Raw genomic sequence first — 21,038 nt, 5'->3', positions numbered from 1 at the left:
TTCATCGCACATACCCCCGGGAGTGGAGCACCAGTTGCAGAGAAAGCTCAGATACGGACGCCGCTGCGCTCGTCACTGGTCGCAACCACTCGCGACGTGGTCGGTGTCCGACGCGAGGAGAGCACCCCGAGCGCACCCATCGCGGCGATCACGAGTCCGCCGATGATGGCGAACAGGTCCGCAGCCAGCAATCCGGACGGGAACACCATCAGTGCGGGCGAGACCGCGAGCAGCAGGCCGAGGCCGACATGGGTCCAGTGGCTTTGCCTCGACGACGATCCGATGGCCCACAGCGCGGTCGATGCAGCGAGAATGCCGAGCACCAGAATGGCACCGGTGACTTCCTGGTCGCCCTGGACGGGAAGCCAGACGGTGGATGCGACGAGTACGGCTCCGGTGACGAATACGACGACGTCCCTGAAAACTTCGGATGTGCGTTGACGGTTGGACATGACCGCTCCTCGTGGTGCGTGGTGAATAGCTCGTATACCGGTATACGCCTTTACTTCGGCTAATGTTCCCGATGAACGCCGAATTGTGACTCAGCAGCCGATTGCCAATGCTGTTAAGGCAATTCTTCGCAGGCGTAGCCTGGCGATATGTCCAAAACCTTCGTCGGCGTGCGGCTTCGGCAGCTCCGCAGCGAACGCAGCATGAGTCAGGTGTCGCTGGCGCAGAAGCTGGGAATCTCGGCCAGCTATCTCAACCAGATCGAGCACGACGTGCGTCCACTGACGGTGCCGGTGCTGCTGCGGATCTCCGAGGTGTTCGGTGTCGACACGTCGTTCTTCTCCTCCGAGGACGACACCAGGCTGGTTGCCGAACTCCGCGAGGTGGCGCTCGATCAGGACATGGGGATCGACGCCGATGCGCACGAGATCGCGCAGATGGTCAGCTCGCACCCGCAGCTGGCACGAGCGATGGTCAACATGCACCGCCGATACCGCAATACGACGGCTCAGCTGTTGGCCGCTACCGAGGAGCGTTTCTCCGACGGCAGTGGCAGCGGTTCCATCAGCAAGCCGCACGAGGAAGTGCGCGACTACTTCTATCAGCGGCAGAACTATCTGCACGAACTGGACACTGCGGCAGAGGCTCTGACCTCGAGGATCCGGTTCCATCGCGCCGACATCGGTGGCGAGATCGCCAAGCGGCTGCGGACGGTCCACGACGTGCAGATCGTCAATCGGATCGACCTCGGCGAGAACGTGCTGCACCGATTCGATCCCCAGACGCGAGTACTGGAGATTTCACCGCATCTCTCCGGCGGGCAGAAGGTGTTCAAGTACGCCGCCGAACTCGCCTATCTCGAATGCGGGGACCTGCTGCAGAAGATGGCCGACGAAGGCAATTTCACCAGTGAATCGTCCAAGAAGTTGGCGGTGCTCGGCTTCGCGAACTACTTCGCGGCCGCGACTGTGCTGCCCTACCACCAGTTCCATGACGTGGCCGAGGATTTCCGGTACGACATCGAGCGGCTCTCGGCCTTCTTCTCGGTCAGCTACGAGACCATCTGCCATCGACTCTCCACCTTGCAGAGACCCGAGTTGCGGGGTGTGCCGTTCTCGTTCGTGCGCGTCGACCGCGCCGGGAACATGTCGAAGCGTCAGTCCGCCACAGGTTTTCACTTCTCGTCCAGCGGCGGCACGTGCCCGCTGTGGAATGTGTACGAGACGTTCGCGTATCCGGGCAAGATCATGACGCAGATCGCCGAGATGCCCGACGGCCGCAGCTACCTGTGGATCGCGCGCACCGTGGAGAGGCGAGCCGCGCGATACGGTCAGCCCGGCAAGACCTTCGCGATCGGCCTCGGTTGCGAACTGCGCCACGCCGGACGGCTGGTGTACGCGGACGGTCTGGACGTGCAGGGATCGGCAGCGGCGACGCCGATCGGAGCGGGCTGCCGGGTGTGCGAGCGCTCGAACTGCCCGCAACGCGCATTCCCGCCATTGGGTAAGGACCTCGACATCGACGAGCACCGAAGTTCTGTGTCCCCCTACCTCGTTCGCTGAGAAGACGTTCGCCGAGAAGAAAGGAAGACTGCAATGACACGAATCGGCGTCGTACTCAGACCCGAACTTGCGCCGGAGGACCTCGTCGAGGCGGCACGTGCAGCCGACCGTGCAGGCGTCGACGAAGTGTGGTTGTGGGAAGACTGCTTCTACTCCGGCGGACTGTCCACCGCTGCACTGGTTCTCGCGAACACCGAACGCCTGAACGTCGGCATCGGGGTGCTACCCACTCCGATGCGGAACGTGGCAGCCACCGCCATGGAGATCGCTACCGTCGCCCGAGTCCATCCGGGACGGCTCCGCGTCGGGCTCGGACACGGTGTGCAGTCGTGGATGGGTCAGATCGGGGCGCGCGTGCAGTCGCCGCTGACGTTGCTGAGCGAGCAGATGTCAGCGATCACCGCACTGTTGGCGGGCGAGAACGTCACCGTGCAGGGTCGGTACGTCTCACTCGACAACGTGCAGCTGAATTGGCCGCCGCTGCAACCGCCGCCGCTCCTCGTCGGCGCTACAGGGCCGAAGACTCTCGCCCTGAGCGGCCGCAACGCTGTGGGAACCATCCTCACGAGCGAGACGACACCGGAACAGGTGCGAACGGCCATCGAGCATATCGGCGGTGGGCCCGCCCACGATGTGGTCGTCTACGTGGCCGCGGGCTCCGATTCCGATGCCGCGGCGAGCAACCTGCAACGCTGGATCGATGCCGGTGCTACCACCGTCGTACTGGAACCCTCTGCGGCCGAACCGGATCCGACCACATTGTTCGCCCACGCGGCATCGTTGACACAGCAGTTCGGTGCGCCGGAGCCGCAATCGCGGTGAGCACACCTAGTGCTCTCGCAAGAATCTCCCCGCGTCCGCGAACGCACGTGCTCGACGCGTCAGCGTGGGTGGCGCAGGCGGCTCACCTCGCCACAGGCGGTAGAGGGTGCTCATGCTCAGGATGAGTCGTTCGGGTGAGTCCCAGTGCGCATACTGTCCGAATTCGCCTGACTTCAGCAGGTTCTGGGCGGCTTCGGTAGGCGCGAGTCCGGCGTCGAAGCAGCTGCGCCCGGCCTCGGACACCCAGGTCCAGTAGTTGCGGAGGGCGCGAATCTCGGCGGTGCCGCACAGGGGTCCGTGGCCCGGGACGTAGACGGCGGCATCGAGCTCGAGGAGGTGGTCGAGGGCGTCGATCCAGTTCTGCAGCGGACCGTGCCAGAGCACCGGGGTGGCGTCGATGAACAACAGGTCGCCGGCGAACACCACTCCGACGTCGGGTACGTGTGCGATGAGGTCGCCTTCGGTGTGCGCCGGGCCCAGGTATCGCAGGTGTACGGATCGTCCTGCCACGTCGATGGTCTCGGTGGTCTCGAAGGTGTGGTCCGGCAGCCGCGGCAGAGCGCCGGGGAAGGTGGCGTCACCGCGGACCCGGTTCATGTAGGAGCCCATTGCACCGACCGGTCCCGGCACCCAGCCGATCCTCGCACCGAGGGAGGCGAACGCGTGCACACCTTTCGGAGGTGTTTCCTCCTTCATGGCGTGCAGTGAAGCGGCACTGGTGGTGATGCGAGCCGAGGTGGGGACGGTGTCGTTTCCCCACCAGTGATCACCGTCGGAGTGGGTGTTGAGCACTTCGGTGATCGGCGCGTCGGCCACCAGCTCGGCGGTGTCGGCAACGACGCGTTCTGCCCAGTTCACGTCCCACACCGTGTCGATCAGCATCGACGCAGAACCCGGCCCCACGATCAGACCGGTGTTCGTCTGGCCCCAACTTCCGGGCGGCCGCATGAATGCCCAGGTGTCGTCGGCGATCTGTCGGTACCCCACCTCTGTGTCTGCCACCGCCACAGGCTAGCCGGTGGGCAGCTCGCTCGGGTGCGAGACAGACCGACATCTCGTCCTGATTCGTAGGGAAGTATTGGACATCTTGTCGGGTGGCGAAGTCTCGTCCGTAGGTGCAGGCTTTGCAGAACCGAAACAGTCGACGCTAGGGGTTTCAGTGATGACGGTGCCTGTCCTGCAGAACTACATCGACGGGGCGTTCGTGACGCCCTCGGGCACCGAGATGCTCGATGTGGTGAATCCGGTGGACGAGTCGGTTGTCGCCCACTCCCCCGTGTCCGACGCCGCCGATGTGGAGGCCGCGATGTCGGCCGCTGCCAGCGCATTCGAGACCTGGGGCAAGACGACGCCGGGCGAACGGCAGAAGGTGCTGCTGAAGCTCGCCGACGCCATCGAAGCGCACAGCGACGAGATCGTCGAAGCGCAGAGCCGCAACACCGGCCAGCCCAAGGCCACCATCGCCGCCGAGGAAGTCACCGTCGGTGCCGACCAGATTCGATTCTTCGCCGGTGCCGCCCGGATGCTCGAGGGCAAGTCGGCGGGCGAGTACATGGAAGGCTTCACCTCCTATGTTCGACGCGAACCGATCGGTGTCGTCGGCCAGGTGACGCCGTGGAACTACCCGTTCATGATGGCGATCTGGAAGATCGGTCCTGCGCTGGCCGCCGGAAACACCATCGTGCTCAAGCCCAGTGACACCACTCCCGAGAGCACGTTGGTGTTGGCGAAGCTGTCCAAGGGCATCGTTCCGGACGGGGTGCTCAATGTCGTTCTCGGCAACGGCGGCACCGGAGCTGCGATCGTCGAACACAAGACTCCCGGCCTGGTGTCGATCACCGGATCTGTCCGCGCCGGCATCGCGGTGGCCGTGGCCGCCGCCAAGCAGCTCAAGCGGGCCCACCTCGAATTGGGCGGCAAGGCACCGGCAATCGTGTTCGACGATGTCGACATCAGCAAGGCCGCGGACGGAATTGCCGAGGCTGCGTTCTTCAACGCCGGCCAGGATTGCACCGCCGTCACCCGCGTCCTGGTGCACGAGTCGGTACACGACGCCCTCGTCGATGCCCTTGTCGCCAAGGCGAAGACGCTGAAGGTCGGCATGCCCGACGACCCCGATACCTTCCTCGGCCCACTGAACAACGTCAACCACTTCGGTCAGGTGAGCGCCAAGGTCGACGGCATCGGCGCTCATGCCACCATCGTCACCGGCGGCAAGCGCATCGGCGACAAGGGCTTCTTCTTCGAGCCCACCATCATCACCGGCGTGCAGCAGTCCGATCCCATCGTGCAGGAGGAGACCTTCGGCCCGGTGCTCACGGTGCAGAAATTCAGCGACGAGGCGGAGGCCATCGCGCTCGCCAACGACGTCGATTTCGGTCTCGCATCGAGCGTCTGGACCTCCGATCACGGACGTACACTGCGCATCTCGGCGGCTCTGAACTTCGGTGCCGTCTGGGTCAACTGCCACATTCCTCTGGTGGCGGAGATGCCGCACGGTGGATTCAAGTACTCCGGTTACGGCAAGGACCTCTCGGCGTACGGCGTCGAGGATTACACCCGCATCAAGCACGTCATGAGCTCGACGGAGACTCTTCGATGACCTTTCATCCCCTCGATCCCCTGTCCAGCGACGAATTCGCCGCCGTAGCCGAGGTTCTCGGCCGCGATCACGGCGTGGGCGACGGCTGGCGCTACGCCTCGATCGAGATGATCGAGCCCGCGAAGTCCGAGATCGCCGCGTTCGACGCGTCCGGGACCGTGCCTGCGCGTCGAGCAGTCTCGGTGGTGTTGAACCGCGCCGAGAACACGACCTTCAAGGCCGTCGTGTCGCTGGACGATCGCACCACCGAATCGTGGACGCACATCCCGGATGTGCAGCCCAACTTCACCGTCGACGAGTGGGAGGAGGCCGACGCGGCCCTCCGCGCCCACCCCGATGTGATTGCCGCCCTTGCCGATCGCGGTATCACCGATCTGGATCTGGTGTTCATGGACACCTGGACCTACGGCGAGGCGGTGACGCCCGAGAAGTACAAGGGTCGACGCCTCGGCTGGTCCGACACGTGGGTCAAAGCTGCCGAGGGTGCCAATCCCTACGCCGGACCGGTGGGCGGATTTCACTGCGTGATCGACGTGGACACGATGGAGCTGCTCGAGATCGAGGACACGTATCGCGTCGAGCGTCCGGAGATCATGGGCGAGTACGTCCCTCGCCATATTCCGGAGCGAATCAGGGACGCGAGTACACGCCCGCCCTTGAAGCGCCTCGAGATCACTCAGTCCGACGGGCCCTCGTTCGAGCTCGACGGCAACAAGTTGACGTGGCAGAACTGGTCGCTGCGAGTCGGCTTCAACTACCGCGAGGGCATGACGCTGCACGCCGTCAGCTACAACGACAACGGGAACGTGCGGTCCGTCGCCAATCGAATGTCGTTCGCGGAGATGGTGGTTCCCTATCGCGATCACACCGAGGATCACTATCGACGCACCGCGTTCGACATCGGCGAGTGGGGTCTCGGTTTCATGACCACCTCCCTCGAGCTCGGGTGCGACTGCCTCGGCGAGATCCGCTACCTCGACGCGGTACTGCACAACAGCAAGGGTGAGCCGTACACGATCACCAACGCGATCTGCATCCACGAGGAAGACAACGCCGTGCTGTGGAAGCACGTCGATCACGACGCCGGAGCCGAGGTGCGGCGGATGCGTCGCCTCACGGTCAGCTTCCATGCCACCGTGGCGAATTACGAGTACCTCGTCTACTGGCGGTTCTATCAGGACGGCAACATCGAGTGCGAGGTTCGTGCGACGGGCATCATGGTCGTCACGCACTTTGCCGAAGGCGGGAATGACGCCAGCGACGAGGGCGGCATGCACCCGTCGGGAACGCTGGTCGACAACCGGACCTACGCGCCGTATCACCAGCACTTCCTCGTCGCCCGTCTCGATCTGGACATCGACGGCACCGAGAACACCGTGTATTCGAGTGAGACGCAACGGGTTCCGATGGGGCCGGACAATCCGTACGGGCTCGCCCTGACTCAGGTGAACACCCCGCTCACCACCGAGGCCGAGGGCAAGCAGGACTACGACTGGAACACGCAGAAGGCGTGGAAGGTGGTCAACGACAACGTCACCAACGGTCTCGGCACTCGTCCCGCTTACAAGTTGGTGCCGGGCTCGGCGATCCCGGCGATGTTCGATCCGGCGTCACCCATTTTTCAGCGTTCCCAGGTGATCGGTCATACCGTCTGGGTCACCCCCAATTCGCCCGACGAGCGTTGGCCGAGCGGTGAATTCGTCAACCAAAGCGGTGTCGACCACGGGCTGCCGGAGTGGACACAAAAGGATCGCAGCATCGAGAACACCGATGTCGTCGTCTGGTACACGTTCGGCATCCACCACATCACCCGGCCCGAGGACTGGCCGGTGATGCCCGCGGATACGGTCTCGTTCTGGCTCAAGCCGTTCGGGTTCTTCGATCGCAATCCCTCGCTCGATGTCGCACCGTCGGAACCGAAGTCGTGCCACACCGATCCCGGTAGCACCTGCCATTAGCTCGCCCAACCCTCAGGGAAGGTCCGCCCATGCGTCTGATCGTGGGGTACCAGGCAACACCGAGTGGCGCTGACGGAATCGCCCTGGGGGCAACGCTGGCGCGTTCGCTGCAGGCGTCGCTTGACATCTGTCTGGTGCTGCCGCAGGAGCGTCCGGTGCCGTCCAAAGCGCCGGTCGAGGCCGGATACGACGACATCCTGATCGATCGGGCCACTGGCTGGCTCGACGAGGCACTCACCCTCGTACCCGAGGACGTGCAGGCACGCGCGCACCTGTTGTTCGACGAGTCCTTCGCTCAGGGCCTGCTCGACGCCGTCCGTGAGTTCGACGCGTACATGATCGTCGTCGGTGCGGCCGGCGACGGTCTGCTCGGACGCCATTCGATCGGCACCGTCACCAGCGATCTGCTGCACGTGGCTCATGTGCCGCTCGCGCTGGCTCCGCGCGGGTATCGGCACTCTCCGCCGCAACGCATCAGGGAGATCACCTGCGCCATCGGAAATCGTCCGGGGGCAGCGGAACTCATCGAGGCAGCCACCGACCTGTCCGTCACCGCCGAGTTGCCGCTGCGCCTGCTCTCCCTCGTTTCCGCCGACGAGCAATCGGCACGGGGACAGAGTGGTCTCGCCAAGGCCGAGGAGGTGCTGCGCACCGTGCAAGCGGAATTGCCCGCGGGATCGGACGTGCAGCTGAGGGTGGCGGAGGGCTCCGGCATCGAGAAGGCCGTTTCTTCGCTCGACTGGCACGACGGCGACGTGTTGATGGTGGGGTCGTCTCGACTCGCCCAGCCTCACCGGCTCTTCCTGGGATCGGTTGCCGCCAAGATGCTTCGCGTCGTTCCCGTTCCGATGATCGTTGTTCCGAGAGAGGCCGGCGATGAATGAGCACAAGGTAGTCGACGTCGAGTCCAAGGGCCTGTCTGCCGGCCAGCTCGGGTTGCTCGCCAGTGTGGTCCTGGGCATCTCGACCATCGCACCCGCGTACGCACTCACCGCGTCGCTCGGGCCGACGGTCACCGAGGTCGGGGTGCACCTGCCCGCGATCTTCATCGTCGGCTTCATCCCGATGTTGTTGGTGGCGTTGGGCTATCGAGAGCTCAACGCAGCCGAGCCCGACAGCGGCACGTCGTTCACGTGGGCGTCGAAGGCCTTCGGCCCGTACGTCGGCTGGATGGGTGGATGGGGCCTGATCGCGGCCACCATCATCGTGCTCTCGAATCTGGCCGGAGTGGCCGTCGACTTCTTCTATCTCTTTCTCGCCCAGGTCACCAGCAACGACTCCTTGGCCGACCTGACCGGCAACAAGCTCGTCAACATCGTCACGTGCCTGGTGTTCATGGCGTTGGCGGCGTGGCTCTGCTATCGCGGCATGCAGGAGACCAAGCGTGTGCAGTACACGATGCTCGGCTTCCAGCTGCTGGTGATGGCCTGGTTCATCGTGGCCGCATTCGTCAAGGTGGGGCGGGCGACGGGGCCCAGGACATCTCGTTCAGCCTGGACTGGTTCGACCCGTTCGGCATCCCGAGCTTCTCCGCCTTCACCGCCGGCCTGTCGCTGTCGATATTCATGTACTGGGGCTGGGACGTCTGTCTGACGGTCAACGAGGAAACCTCGGGCAGCGCAAAGATTCCCGGCCGCGCAGCGCTGGTCACGGTGTTCTTCATCATCGTGCTGTACTTGCTCACCGCAGTGGCCACCCTGCTCTTCGCAGGCACCGGCGACACCGGAAACGGCCTGCAGAATCCCGACACCACAGACAACGTGTTCGCCGCCCTCGCCGGGCCGGTGATGGGCCCCTTCGCGATCCTGCTGTCACTGGCCGTGTTGAGCAGCTCCGCCAGTTCGCTGCAGGCCACGTTCATCTCGCCGGCGCGTACTTTGCTCGCGATGGGTCACTACCAGGCCCTGCCGAAGCGGTTCGCCTCCATCACACCGAGATTCAGCACTCCGGGCTTCGCGACGCTCGTCGCAGGCGGCGCGTCCGCCGGCTTCTACGCCGTGATGCGGGTGGTGAGCGACAACGTTCTCACCGACACCATTGCCGCGCTGGGACTGATGATCTGCTTCTACTACGGCATCACGGCATTCGCCTGTGTCTGGTACTTCCGCGAGGAGCTGTTCACCAGCACCCGCAACGTCTTCTTCAAATTCCTCGCTCCGCTACTCGGTGGCGTCGGGATGGCCGTGGTGTTCGTGCAGACCTCGGTGGATGCCTGGGACCCCGAATTCGGCAGCGGCTCATCACTGTTCGGCATCGGTATGGTGTTCCTCATCGGCGTGGGCATCATCGTTCTCGGCATGGTCGTCATGGCGGTGGTGGCACTGCGCAAGCCGGAGTTCTTCAAGGGCAACATTCTCCGACGCGATACTCCGTCACTGATAGTCGAAGACTGACTGTCCCTCGGTCCTCGTCAGTGTCGGGAGTGCTCGACGCCACGCTCCTGCAGACCCTGCAGGATCAGCTCGGTGATGCGCACCCAGACGGGGCGGTCGGCCCACTGCGCCTCGAGCAGTGCGTTGGCCGCAGGGTCGTCGAGACCGCGCTCGAACGACCACTCGAGGGCGTCACCGGCCCAGTTGTCGATCATCCATTCGACCGTGTCGTCCGCGAGCTCCTGGATCCGCGGGTCCTCGGGTTCGAGCTCGGCTGCTCGGAAAGAGCGCACCATGAGTGCCAGATAGCCCGGGTCTCCGAGCATGCCGCCGCCTACCGTTTCCAGCCAGGGATCGAGCCTTGGCCGGTAGACGGCATACGTCAGTACCCAGGCATCGCGATAGTGATCGACAACGTCGGAGTCGATGCCCGCTTCGCGCAGGTGCTCGATCAGGCCGACGATCACATCGGGAAGGACCAGCGCGTCGCCGGCACGCAGCAGCCGGAGTCTGTCGCGATCCTTCTCCAGACGTTCGATCCTGATGCTCAGGTCGGCGTCGATCTCGGCCAAGGCGAGGTCGAGCGATTCCTGCGAGGCGTCGAGTAGCTCGTGGACGCGTGCCAATGGCACACCGGCCGAGGCAAGAGCAACGACGCGGGACAGCCGCAGGACGGCCTCCCCGTCGTAGAGGCGGTAACCGGACGTGTCGCGTTGCGGCTCGTCCAACAGCCCCTGCTGGTGGTAGAACCGCACGGTTCGGGTCGTCACTCCCACGTAGGAAGCCAGCTCACCGATACGCAGCATGGCGACCATTCTTGCCGATCAACCGTCCACCTCGGCAGATTCGGGCACCGGTGCGGTCAGCTCCCGCGCACCCGGGCTCAGCACCGCATAGGCTGCGACGGCGGTCCAGCCGACTCCCATGACGACGGCCCCGAGAGCGAGATCACCGCCGACGAGCACCACCGACATCAGCCCCAATCCCATCGGACCCGCCACGAGTCCGCCCATGTTGAGCCAGCTCAGGACTCGTCCCCGAACGTCTGCGGGAACCTGTTCGGCCACATAGACATTCCAGATCGGGCCGAACAGCCCGGATCCGAGACCCATGATCAGCATCCCGGCCGCGACGAGCCAGAAGCCCTGCAGCTGCGCGAACAGCCAAATGCCGGTCGTCATCGCGGCCATTCCCGTGACGAAGGTGGCGCGTCGTGATCGGGCGGCCATTAGAGCGAACAGTGCCGACCCCGCGAGGGCACCGACGGCGAACGCCGACATGGCGAGGCCCAACTGCCCGGGTTCGCCGATCTCGTTGAAGTGGCCGGGCAGCAGCAGGCTGATCATCGGCGGGGTGACCAGGCTCGCGAGAAACGCGAATATCAGCATTGCCCGCAGGGCGGGTGTGGTGCGGATCAGGTCCAGGGCACTCCCGGCGCCCGCGGCAGCAGTCTGGAATGCCTGCCCCATGACCGGAACCAACGCCGTGAGCACCGCGGCGGCGGCCGATGAGGCGGCGGTGACGGCAACGACGTCGATCGGATCCAGCACGCTGAGCAGCAGGCCAGCCAGAGCCGGTCCGGCCAGGAACGCCAGTGAGAACCCGGTCTGAAAGAACCCGGCCACCGCGGTGACCGACGTTCCCGAGATCGACGCGACGTCGGCGAGCATCGACTGACGAGCCGTCATCCCCGGAACATCGAAGACAGCGCCCGCAACACCCAGCACCACGAACCACGGCACCGACAACCCCACCGTCGAACTCACCACGATCAGGCCGAGTACCGATGTGGCGCTGCCGAGATCGGAGACGACAGCCACGTTGCGTGCCCCGAATCGGTCGATCAGCCGACCACCGGCGAACGTTGCCGGCACCGCAGCGATACCCGCTGCCGCAGCGATCAGACCTGCCGACGACAGGCTTCCGGTCGTCGCCAGCACCAACCAGGGCAGGACGATCGTGATGGCCGAGTTGCCGAACAGCGACAACGAAGCGCCACCGATGTACAGAGGGACGGCAAGACGGATTCGACTCATGCTTCGATGATCGGCATTGACGTTGCGTCAAGGTCAAGATGAATCTGCAGTTGTTGCCGAAGACCTAACCGTCGAGCATGTCCGCAGGCTTGGGATCGAATCCGGCCAATAGCGCTCGGAGTCCATATTCGAAGGCATCCTCGGATCGCTCGCGCAGGTCTCCCGCGGTGTCCAGTGCAGCTCTCAGTTCCGGTTCCACGTCGCGGCTGCTGAGCCACGGCGCCTCGGGAGCTGCCAGATCCAACGCCGAACCCAGCACGTAACTGTCGAGCACGGTGATGATGCGGAGCACGTCGGCGGGCACGAAGCCGGCGTCTGTCAGCACCCGCGCCAGCGTGTTGTACATCCCGAACGCAGCGCTGCTGTTCACGGCCTGAGCCGTCAGCAGCGGAATCAGCCGCGGGTAGCGTCCGTAGCTGTTTCGGTAGCCGCGTGCGATCCAGGCGAGCGCCTCACGCCACGGCACACCGACCTCCGGCATCGCCACCTCGGACATCGCCCGGCCCCGCAGCAACTCGATGATCTCGTCACGTCCGGACACGTGGTTGTAGAGCGAGGACGGACTGACCTTCAGCTTCTTGGCCAGCTGAGGCATGGTGAATCCACCCGACTCTTCGACGAGAGCCAGGGCCGCCGTCGTGATGCGATCGAGGTCGAGCAGGGGTGCCGACGGTCGTCCCACAGCATTTCTCCCGTATCTGTTGCGTTCGAGGCAGACATCCACGATACTTAACGAATTACATTCGTTTTAACAGGAGATCAGCATGCTGACACTCACTAATCTCTCGGCTCCCGAGGCTCTGACCCGCACCACCCCGACCGATCGCGCGCCGCTCCGCGTCGGACTGGTGCAGCATCGCTGGAACCCCGATGCCGCAGCGTTGAAGACCGAACTGCTCGACGCCATCGCCGCTGCCGCGGACCTCGGGGCGAAGGTCGTCTTCCTGCCCGAGATCACCCTGTTGCGCTACCCCGCCGACACCCGCGCCGGAGCCAACCCGGGCAGTGAAGCCGAGGATCTGCTGACCGGGCCAACGTTCACTCTCGCCGCCGAGGCCGCAGCCGCGAACGGGATCGTCGTCCATGCCTCGCTGTACGAGAAGTCCGAAGCCGCAGACGGATTGGGGTTCAACAGCGCCATCATGGTCTCGCCGACGGGAGAACTGCTGGCCAGAACCCGCAAGCTGCACATCCCCATCTCGGCCGGCTATTACGAGGACACCTACTTCCGGGCCGGTCCGGCCGAGGACCCGTATCCCGTGTACTCCCCCGCGGAACTCGGTGGAGCGAGAGTGGGCCTACCCACGTGCTGGGACGAATGGTTCCCCGAGGTCGCGCGCAGTTACGCGCTCGGCGGCGCAGAGATTCTCGCGTATCCGACGGCCATCGGGTCCGAGCCGTCGTTCCCGGCCTTCGACACCCAACCGCTGTGGCAACACGTCATCGTCGGCCACGGCATCTCGAACGGCCTGTTCATGGTGGTACCCAACCGCTGCGGCAACGAAGGCGAGATCACCTTCTACGGCTCGTCGTTCATCTCCGATCCGTTCGGCCGCATCCTGATTCAGGCACCCCGAGACGAATCAGCCGTCCTCGTCGCCGATCTCGACCTCGATCAGCGTCGAGAATGGTTGGAGCTCTTTCCGTTCCTACTGACACGCAGACCCGACACGTACGGCCGCCTCACCGAGCCGGTGAACACCGACGCCCCGTACGGTGACGGACATCCCGCGACTCCGGTGATCAAATGACAACCACTGCAAGAACATTCACGATGCCGTCCGAGACCGCTCCGCAGGACAAGGTGTGGATGGCGTTCCCGTGCGAGGGCTACTCCCTCGGAGACGACCCGGCGGCCAAGCACGAGGCCCGCTCCACGTGGGCGGCCGTCGCACACGCTGTTGCCGCGTTCGAGCCGGTGACCGTCGTCGTCGATCCGGCCGAACGCGCCGTCGCGTCGACATACCTCTCGCGCGACATCGACATCGTCGAAGCACCGTTGAACGACGCCTGGATGCGCGACATCGGTCCGACATTCGTTCACGCACAGGACGGTTCGGTCGCGGCCGTCGACTGGGTCTTCAACGGCTGGGGTGCGCAGGACTGGGCGCAGTGGGACAAGGACAGTCGTATCGGCGAGTTCGTTGCGAATCACGCCGCAGTGCAGCGAATCACGTCGCCGATTGTCAACGAGGGCGGCGGCATCGCGGTCGACGGCGCAGGCACCGTGCTGGTCACCGAGACCGTACAGCTCGATCCTGGGCGCAACCCCGGGCTGTCGAAAGCCGACATCGAAGCGGAACTGGCACGAACCATCGGTGCGCAGCACGTCATCTGGCTGCCGCGCGGACTGACGCGCGATTCCATGCGTTTCGGTACCCGAGGACACGTCGACATCGTCGCGGCCATTCCGTCACCGGGAACAGTGCTGGTGCATCGGCAACACGACCGGGCTCACCCCGACTACGAGGTCAGTTCACTGATCGTCGACACCTTGCGGGCCGCCCACGACGGCTCGGGCGCGGACTGGAACATCGTCGAGGTGCCGGCTCCGCGGACATTGCGTGATGCCGACGGTTTCGTCGACTACAGCTACATCAATCATCTGGTCGTCAACGGCGGCGTGATCGCCTGCAGTTACGACGACCCGTCCGACGCCGAAGCGGCTGCGATCCTGCGCGACGCGTACCCGGGCCGGGATGTGGTGACCGTGGATGCGAGGCCACTGTTCGAGCGAGGCGGCGGGATTCACTGCATCACCCAGCATCAGCCTGCGGCGAGGAATCTCGAGTGAGAAGTGGGGCCCTACGAGCTGCGACGAACCTCGAGCTCTTCGCCGACGGTGACGGTGAGCGATTCGGTCACGCAGTCCAGGCGTCCGTCGAGACGCAGTGAGACGTTGTATTCGCCCGGCTTGAGGTTGAACGTGGTGATGGTGATGCTGGTGGCGTTCTCGTCCACGATCACGCGCTGACTCAACGACAACATCCCGTTGTGCAGTACTTCGCACATCTGCCCCGGCAGGACGTTGTCGACGTGGACCGTGATGGCCTTCGGTCCGCCGAGTGCCTCGATGGTGGGCTGCGGCGTGCTCGACCCGACGAGTCTGAGGTAACTCTTGTCTCTGCGCACGGCCTCGACTTCCCTGTTAGCGTGCTCCACCAGAAGGTGGACGTCCGACGTGGTCTCGTTGGTGCTTCGTGGCGCGATGGAAGACGGATTGGTTTCACACGTCGTCATCGGCCTCGACCCCGAGCCTCTCTTTACATCGGGGGCGCAATCGTCCGCGTTACGAACCCGCCTCCGACCAGCCCACCCACAGCCGCGAACATCCAGGGAATCTCGATGTCATCGGTCAGAACATACCTCTCGCTCCTCCGATCTGCGAGCGGACTGTTCGAAACGATATCTTTACGTATCCTTGCGCCCTGTAATACTCGGCGCGAGTGATCAAGGACACGAGAGTCAGTCCGTTTCCTCGAAGCCCTGTAGTTCGGCCTTCTCGGCGGCGAGCTCGGCTTTGCGTACCCGACGCTGCCTCAGCTTGACGATCACGATGGACACGCAGGCTCCTGCGGCCGCACCGGTTGCCAGACCCACCCACGTCGCCAGACTGCCGTCGCCGAATGTGTCGAACAGTCGAACGATTGCACCGAGACTACCGACGAGGTAGAGAACGACGGCTATCGCGAGGCGCGGGCGACGAAACTCCTGCGCCGAATACACCTCGACGCCCCTCGATCGGGCATATCCCTGCACTACCGTCGACGCGACGATCAACGCGAGCAGAATCCCCAACGCCACCCACGCTCCGGTCACGCCCGCCGCATAGGGCAGGATTGCCGCCGAGATCAATCCGATCCACAGCAGCGACTGGAATCCGACGGCCGAGGCCTCGTTCCAGATGTCGCGTTGGAGTTCGTCGGCGTAGAACTCGTCGTCGAGGTCGCCGACGAATCGGGCTGCTCTGACGAATGCGCTCATGATTCTGCCTCTCCTTCGTTTCCGAACAGTGTTTCCACCGTCGTATCGAGTGCACGGGCCAATCGCAGTGCCAGGTAGACGCTCGGCGCATAGTCGCCGCCCTCGACGGAGACGATGCTCTGTCGGCTCACCCCGCAGATTTTGCCGAGTTCTGCCTGGGTGATCCGTGCCTGTTTGCGATGTGCGCGAACGTTGTTCGTTCCGGACATGCCAGAAAGTCAACTCTGCTTGTCATAAAATGTCAAGAGGAGTTGTCATCCTGCGGCATTTACGTCCACGTAACGCGGGAAACAGACTCGTGACCGCAGAACATACCGACGCAATAACTTCCCTTTACTGTTCGCAATCGCGAATACAACTCCGTATACAAAACCTCCGAAAGGGCCGTAGATGCCTGCTGTCTCGAAGCGCATGTCCTTCAAGCGCGTCATGGTCGTTCCCGCAGCGCTGGCTGCATTGAGCCTCGTTGCCACCGCCTGCGGAAGCAAGGCGAGCGATACCGCCTCTGCCGACGGCGGCGGCAGTTCTGCCGCCTCGTGTGTCGACACCTCCGGTGACACCATCAAGGTCGGCTCGCTCAACTCCCTGTCCGGCACCATGGCGATCAGCGAAGTGACGGTGCGTGATTCGATCGCACTGGCCGTCGAGCAGATCAACGCAGCGGGCGGCGTCAACGGCAAGCAGATCGAGGTCGTCGCCGAGGACGGCGCGTCCGAGCCGACGGTGTTCGCCGAGAAGGCCGAGAAGCTCATCAGCAGCGACTGTGTCGCAGCGGTTTTCGGTGGATGGACCTCGTCGAGCCGCAAGGCGATGCTGCCCGTGTTCGAGGACAACGACGCTCTCCTCTACTACCCCGTGCAGTACGAGGGACTCGAGGCGTCGGACAACATCTTCTACACCGGAGCCACCACCAACCAGCAGATCATTCCGGCGCTGGACTATCTCAAGGAGCAGGGCGTCAAGTCGCTGTACCTCGTCGGTAGCGACTACGTGTTCCCGCAGACCGCCAACCGCGAGATCAAGGCCTACGCCGCGGCGAACGACATCGAGATCAAGGGCGAGGACTACACCCCGCTCGGCTCGACGGACTTCTCCACCATCGTCAACAAGGTCCGCTCGGCCGATGCGGACGCGGTGTTCAACACCCTGAACGGCGATTCCAACGTCGCGTTCTTCCGCGAGTACACCAACGCCGGCCTCAAAGCTGCTGACATGCCGGTCATCTCGGTCTCCATCGCCGAGGAAGAGGTCGCCGGCATCGGTGCGGCCAACATCGAGGGCCAGCTGACCGCCTGGAACTACTACCAGACCGTCGACAGCCCCGAGAACACCAAGTTCGTCGCCGACTACAAGGCGAAGTACGGTGCCGACAAGCCCACCTCGGACCCCATGGAAGCCGCGTACACCTCGGTCTACCTGTGGAAGAACACCGTCGAGAAGGCCGATTCCTTTGCCGTGGCGGACGTTCAGGCCGCGGCCGACGGAGTCAGCTTCGCCGCTCCCGAAGGCGAGGTCGTCATCGACGGCGACAACCACCACATCTCCAAGACCGCCCGCATCGGTGAGATCCGCGCCGACGGACTGATCTACACGGTGTGGGAGTCCCCCGAGCCCATTGCACCCGACCCGTTCCTCGAGACCTACGACTGGGCCTCCGACCTCAACTGACCGAGAGTGCCTGCGGCAGTGGTGCGGTTGAGCGCCCTCTGGGGCACCTAACCGCACCACTGCCGTAGGCACCACCGAAGGAGCTCCCCTATGGACGTCGTGATCGGACAGTTGTTCACCGGCCTGTCGATCGGATCCATTCTCTTGCTCGCCGCCCTCGGGCTCTCACTGACGTTCGGTCAGATGGGCGTCATCAACATGGCGCACGGCGAGTTCATCATGGCCGGTTCGTACACGGCCTACGTGGTGCAGCAGATCGTCTCCACCGGCGGCGCATCACTGTTCATCTCTCTGATCGTCGGCTTCCTCGTCGGCGGCGCCATGGGAGTGTTGTTGGAGGTCACGCTGATTCAGCGCATGTACCACCGACCACTGGACACCCTGCTCGTCACGTTCGGCGTCGGGCTCATCCTGCAGCAGCTCGCTCGCGATATCTTCGGGGCACCGGCGGTCAACGTCGTGTCCCCGGGTTGGCTGACCGGCGGCGTCGACATCCTCGGTGCCGTGGTGCCCAAGACCAGAATCTTCATCCTCGTCCTCGCGGTCGTCGCCGTTGTTGCGCTGTCGATCGCGCTGAAGAAGACCGCGATGGGTCGACGCATCCGCGCGGTGGTGCAGAACCGCGATCTCGCAGAGACCTCGGGCATCTCGAGCCGCAGGACCGATATCTCGACGTTCTTCCTCGGCTCCGGACTCGCCGGCGTGGCCGGCGTCGCACTCACCCTGATCGGTTCCACCAGTTCCACTGTGGGACAGAGCTATCTGATCGACGCCTTCCTGGTGGTCGTCGTCGGCGGTCTCGGCCAGATCAAGGGCGCGGTCATCGCGGCCTTCGCTCTGGGAATTCTCAACTCGTTCATCGAGTACAGCACCACGGCCTCGATCGCCAAGGTCATCGTGTTCGTGCTCATCGTGATCTTCCTGCAGGCCCGACCGCAGGGCTTGTTCGCCGTCAAGACAAGGAGCCTGGTATGAGCGAGTTCATCGCCAAGCGCGGCGCTCTACTGGGATTCGCGCTCGCCGCGATTCTGTTGTTCGCAGTCGCTCCGGCCGTCCTCAGCGACTTCCGGCTGAACCTGCTGGGCAAGTTCATCTGCTACGCCATCGTGGCCGTCGGAATCGGATTGGCATGGGGCCGAGGCGGAATGCTCACCCTCGGTCAGGGTGTCTTCTTCGGTATCGGTGCCTACATCATGGCCATGCATCTGAAGATCTCCGACGCCGATCTCCGCGGCGACGACGTACCGGACTTCATGTCGATCGCCGGAATTCGTGAACTGCCCTCGTACTGGGTGCCGTTCACCTCACCCATCACCACGATCCTGGGCATCCTGTTCGTGCCGGCCCTGGTGGCGCTGGTACTCGGTCTCGGCGTGTTCAAGCGTCGGGTCAAGGGCGCGTACTTCGCGATCCTCAGCCAAGCACTGGCTGCAGCGTTCGCGATTCTGCTCATCGGCCAGCAGACCACCGGTGGATCCAACGGCCTCAACAGGTTCCGCACCTTCTTCGGGTTCAACCTCAACGACCCGGCCAACAAGCAGATGCTGTTCTTCATCGCTGCAGGCGTACTCCTCGTCGTCGTCGCCATCACCCGCCAGCTGATGTACTCGCGCTACGGCGAACTGTTGGTGGCGGTACGCGACCAGGAGGAGCGAGTGCGGTTCCTCGGCTACGACCCCGCCAACGTCAAGATCGTGGCCTACGTGGCGGCGGCGTTCTTCGCGGGTCTCGCAGGCGCGCTGTTCGTTCCGATCGTCGGCATCATCTCCCCCAACGACGTCGGCATCGTCCCGTCCATCGCGTTCCTCATCGGTGTCGCGATCGGCGGTCGTACCACCCTTCTCGGCCCGGTCCTCGGCGCGCTCGGTGTCGCCTGGGCTCAGACCACGCTGTCCGAGCAGTTCCCGTCCGGCTGGACGTACGCGCAGGGGCTGCTGTTCGTGGTGGTCGTCGGGTTCTTCCCGGCGGGTGTCGCCGGTGTGTTCGCGCTGCGCAAACGCAAGAAGCAACCCGATCCCCAACCCGAGTCGAGCGACGAGCCAGAGAAGGAACTCGCACGATGATCCACGTCGAAGGTCCACAACCCACGTTCGGCGGCAACGCCGGCATGTCGAGTCAGTACCTCGAAGTCCGAGACCTGACAGTCAGTTTCGACGGCTTCAAGGCCAACACCAACGTCGATCTGACGCTGATGCAGGGCGATCTGCGTTTCCTCATCGGGCCCAACGGCGCAGGCAAGACCACGCTGATCGACGCCATCACCGGCCTCGTCCCGGCGACCGGCTCGGTCACCAAATCCGGCGTGGAACTGCTCGGCAAGAAGGTGCATCAGATCGCCCGCCTGGGCATCGGCCGAACCTTCCAGACGGCCAGCATCTTCGAAAATCTGACGGTATTGCAGAACCTGGACATCGCCGCCGGGTCCGGTCGGTCCGTGCTGACGATGTTGCGTCGTCGAGGATCGGTACTGCCGCAGATCGAGGAGGCTCTCGAGACCATCGGCCTGACGGCCGAGCGGGACAAGCCGGCAGGAATTCTCGCGCACGGTCAGAAGCAGTGGCTCGAGATCGGAATGCTGTTGGTGCAGAACGCCGACGTGCTGCTGCTCGACGAGCCGGTCGCCGGCATGAGTCACGAGGAACGTGAAGAGACGGGACAGCTGCTGCAGCGCATCGGCGGTGAGCGGACGGTCGTGGTGGTCGAGCACGACATGGACTTCATGCGCATGTTCGCCACCTCGGTGACGGTGTTGGCAGCCGGACGGGTCCTGGCCGAGGGCACGGTGGCCGAGGTGCAGGCGGATCCGAAGGTCCAAGAGGTCTATCTCGGTACCGCGGCTGCGGGCGAGGAACTCGATCAAATCGCAGAAGAGGGAGCCGGTCATGCTTGAACTGGTCGATGTGCGTACCGGTTACGGCCGCAGCGAAGTCATTCACGGTGCGTCGCTGACGGTTCCGGCCGACGGTGTCGCCGCCGTGATGGGACACAACGGTGCCGGCAAGACCACCCTGCTGCGGGCAGCGGTCGGGTTGCTCAAGGTCAATTCCGGCAAGGTCATGTTCGACGGCGAGGACGTGAGCGCGTTGCGCCCCAGCGCCCGCGTCGCCCGCGGGCTCGCCTATGTGCCGCAGGGCCAGCAGTCGTTCGGCCAGCTGACGACGGCCGAGAATCTGCAGGTGGTCGCCGACGGCCGCAAGCGCGGCAAGACGCTGATCGACGAGGCACTCGATCTGTTTCCGGCTTTGAAGGAATTGCTCGGTCGTAGAGCGGGATTGCTCTCGGGCGGTCAGCGCCAGCAGCTGGCGATCGCGAGGGCCCTGATCACCGAACCGCGAATGTTGATCCTGGACGAGCCCACCGAGGGTATCCAGCCGTCGGTGGTTGCCGAGATCGAACGCACCGTCATCGAACTGACTCGACGCGGCGGTCTCGGAGTGTTGTTGGTGGAGCAGCACATCGGCTTCGCTCTGGAGTCGGCGCAGAACTATTACATCCTCGAGGCCGGCCGCATCACGTCCACCGGCGTGGGCGGAGCCGAGTCCGAGGCCGACGTCCGCGCAGCCATGGCGATCTGACCGGAAACA

20 protein-coding genes and 1 pseudogene are annotated in these 21,038 nt (G+C 64.2%); 13 read left to right on the top strand and 8 right to left on the bottom strand.

Annotation, left to right across the window (positions count from 1 at the left end; all coding sequences use genetic code 11):
* Positions 1–47 precede the first annotated feature (47 nt).
* The gene (locus QM615_RS19595; protein WP_149406625.1) at positions 48–452 is read right to left on the bottom strand and encodes an SPW repeat domain-containing protein; all 405 of its coding nucleotides are present in this window, start codon (positions 450–452) and stop codon (positions 48–50) included.
* A gap of 147 nt (positions 453–599) precedes the next feature.
* On the opposite strand from QM615_RS19595, the gene ramB reads away from it, so the two are divergent.
* Both ramB and QM615_RS19585 read left to right on the top strand, forming a co-directional pair.
* A complete protein-coding gene (ramB, locus tag QM615_RS19590) occupies positions 600–2,012 on the top strand; it encodes an acetate metabolism transcriptional regulator RamB (protein WP_068046182.1) in 1,413 nt (470 codons plus the stop codon).
* A gap of 33 nt (positions 2,013–2,045) precedes the next feature.
* The gene (locus QM615_RS19585) at positions 2,046–2,834 is read left to right on the top strand and encodes an LLM class flavin-dependent oxidoreductase (protein ID WP_149406624.1); all 789 of its coding nucleotides are present in this window, start codon (positions 2,046–2,048) and stop codon (positions 2,832–2,834) included.
* 6 nt (positions 2,835–2,840) lie between these two features.
* Here QM615_RS19585 and QM615_RS19580 read toward each other — a convergent pair whose 3' ends face one another.
* Positions 2,841–3,836: an MBL fold metallo-hydrolase gene (locus QM615_RS19580; RefSeq protein WP_262498446.1), complete on the bottom strand. Its 996-nt coding sequence runs from the start codon at positions 3,834–3,836 to the stop codon at positions 2,841–2,843.
* Between the two features lie 160 nt (positions 3,837–3,996).
* Here QM615_RS19580 and QM615_RS19575 point away from each other — a divergent pair, with 160 nt between their 5' ends.
* From QM615_RS19575 to QM615_RS22385, 4 genes and pseudogenes are all read left to right on the top strand, one after another.
* Entirely contained in the window at positions 3,997–5,436 is a 1,440-nt protein-coding gene (locus QM615_RS19575) for a gamma-aminobutyraldehyde dehydrogenase (RefSeq protein ID WP_149406623.1), read from the top strand.
* A complete protein-coding gene (locus QM615_RS19570; RefSeq protein ID WP_283347793.1) occupies positions 5,433–7,394 on the top strand; it encodes a primary-amine oxidase in 1,962 nt (653 codons plus the stop codon). The genes QM615_RS19575 and QM615_RS19570 overlap by 4 nt, the downstream gene beginning before the upstream one ends.
* Before the next feature lie 29 nt (positions 7,395–7,423).
* A complete protein-coding gene (locus tag QM615_RS19565; protein WP_149406621.1) occupies positions 7,424–8,278 on the top strand; it encodes a universal stress protein in 855 nt (284 codons plus the stop codon).
* Positions 8,271–9,787, top strand: a pseudogene (locus QM615_RS22385) (APC family permease). Before QM615_RS19565 ends, QM615_RS22385 begins: the two are co-directional and overlap by 8 nt.
* 17 nt (positions 9,788–9,804) lie before the next feature.
* On the opposite strand, the gene QM615_RS19550 reads toward QM615_RS22385, so the two are convergent.
* From QM615_RS19550 to QM615_RS19540, 3 genes are all read right to left on the bottom strand, one after another.
* Entirely contained in the window at positions 9,805–10,572 is a 768-nt protein-coding gene (locus QM615_RS19550) for a MerR family transcriptional regulator (RefSeq protein ID WP_188078703.1), read from the bottom strand.
* 18 nt (positions 10,573–10,590) lie between these two features.
* Entirely contained in the window at positions 10,591–11,802 is a 1,212-nt protein-coding gene (locus tag QM615_RS19545) for an MFS transporter (RefSeq protein ID WP_149406619.1), read from the bottom strand.
* A gap of 64 nt (positions 11,803–11,866) precedes the next feature.
* The gene (locus tag QM615_RS19540) at positions 11,867–12,484 is read right to left on the bottom strand and encodes a TetR/AcrR family transcriptional regulator C-terminal domain-containing protein (protein WP_262498444.1); all 618 of its coding nucleotides are present in this window, start codon (positions 12,482–12,484) and stop codon (positions 11,867–11,869) included.
* 82 nt (positions 12,485–12,566) lie between these two features.
* On the opposite strand from QM615_RS19540, the gene QM615_RS19535 reads away from it, so the two are divergent.
* A complete protein-coding gene (locus QM615_RS19535) occupies positions 12,567–13,553 on the top strand; it encodes a nitrilase-related carbon-nitrogen hydrolase (protein WP_149406618.1) in 987 nt (328 codons plus the stop codon).
* Positions 13,550–14,596 (top strand): agmatine deiminase family protein, encoded by a 1,047-nt coding sequence (locus QM615_RS19530; protein ID WP_188078702.1) that lies wholly within the window; start codon positions 13,550–13,552, stop codon positions 14,594–14,596. The genes QM615_RS19535 and QM615_RS19530 overlap by 4 nt, the downstream gene beginning before the upstream one ends.
* A gap of 11 nt (positions 14,597–14,607) precedes the next feature.
* Here QM615_RS19530 and QM615_RS19525 read toward each other — a convergent pair whose 3' ends face one another.
* From QM615_RS19525 to QM615_RS19515, 3 genes are all read right to left on the bottom strand, one after another.
* On the bottom strand, positions 14,608–15,042 hold the full coding sequence (locus QM615_RS19525; RefSeq protein ID WP_068046230.1) for a hypothetical protein: 435 nt from the start codon (positions 15,040–15,042) through the stop codon (positions 14,608–14,610).
* Between the two features lie 225 nt (positions 15,043–15,267).
* On the bottom strand, positions 15,268–15,786 hold the full coding sequence (locus QM615_RS19520) for a hypothetical protein (RefSeq protein WP_149406617.1): 519 nt from the start codon (positions 15,784–15,786) through the stop codon (positions 15,268–15,270).
* Positions 15,783–15,995 (bottom strand): helix-turn-helix transcriptional regulator, encoded by a 213-nt coding sequence (locus QM615_RS19515; protein ID WP_068046235.1) that lies wholly within the window; start codon positions 15,993–15,995, stop codon positions 15,783–15,785. Before QM615_RS19515 ends, QM615_RS19520 begins: the two co-directional genes overlap by 4 nt.
* A gap of 181 nt (positions 15,996–16,176) precedes the next feature.
* Here QM615_RS19515 and urtA point away from each other — a divergent pair, with 181 nt between their 5' ends.
* From urtA to urtE, 5 genes are all read left to right on the top strand, one after another.
* Positions 16,177–17,454, top strand: a complete 1,278-nt coding sequence (gene urtA, locus QM615_RS19510) for an urea ABC transporter substrate-binding protein (protein WP_149406616.1) — start codon at positions 16,177–16,179, stop codon at positions 17,452–17,454.
* Positions 17,455–17,544: 90 nt separating this feature from the next.
* A complete protein-coding gene (urtB, locus tag QM615_RS19505) occupies positions 17,545–18,429 on the top strand; it encodes an urea ABC transporter permease subunit UrtB (protein ID WP_037186827.1) in 885 nt (294 codons plus the stop codon).
* Positions 18,426–19,517, top strand: coding sequence for an urea ABC transporter permease subunit UrtC (gene urtC, locus QM615_RS19500; RefSeq protein WP_094687888.1), 1,092 nt, complete (start codon positions 18,426–18,428; stop codon positions 19,515–19,517). Before urtB ends, urtC begins: the two co-directional genes overlap by 4 nt.
* The gene (urtD, locus tag QM615_RS19495; RefSeq protein WP_094613984.1) at positions 19,514–20,344 is read left to right on the top strand and encodes an urea ABC transporter ATP-binding protein UrtD; all 831 of its coding nucleotides are present in this window, start codon (positions 19,514–19,516) and stop codon (positions 20,342–20,344) included. Before urtC ends, urtD begins: the two co-directional genes overlap by 4 nt.
* Positions 20,337–21,029, top strand: coding sequence for an urea ABC transporter ATP-binding subunit UrtE (gene urtE / locus QM615_RS19490; protein ID WP_149406615.1), 693 nt, complete (start codon positions 20,337–20,339; stop codon positions 21,027–21,029). Before urtD ends, urtE begins: the two co-directional genes overlap by 8 nt.
* Positions 21,030–21,038: the final 9 nt, after the last annotated feature.

It is taken from the genome of Rhodococcus sp. IEGM 1341, from assembly GCF_030056895.1.
Lineage (GTDB): Bacteria > Actinomycetota > Actinomycetes > Mycobacteriales > Mycobacteriaceae > Rhodococcoides.
This window is presented reverse-complemented; position numbering and strand designations above follow the sequence as displayed.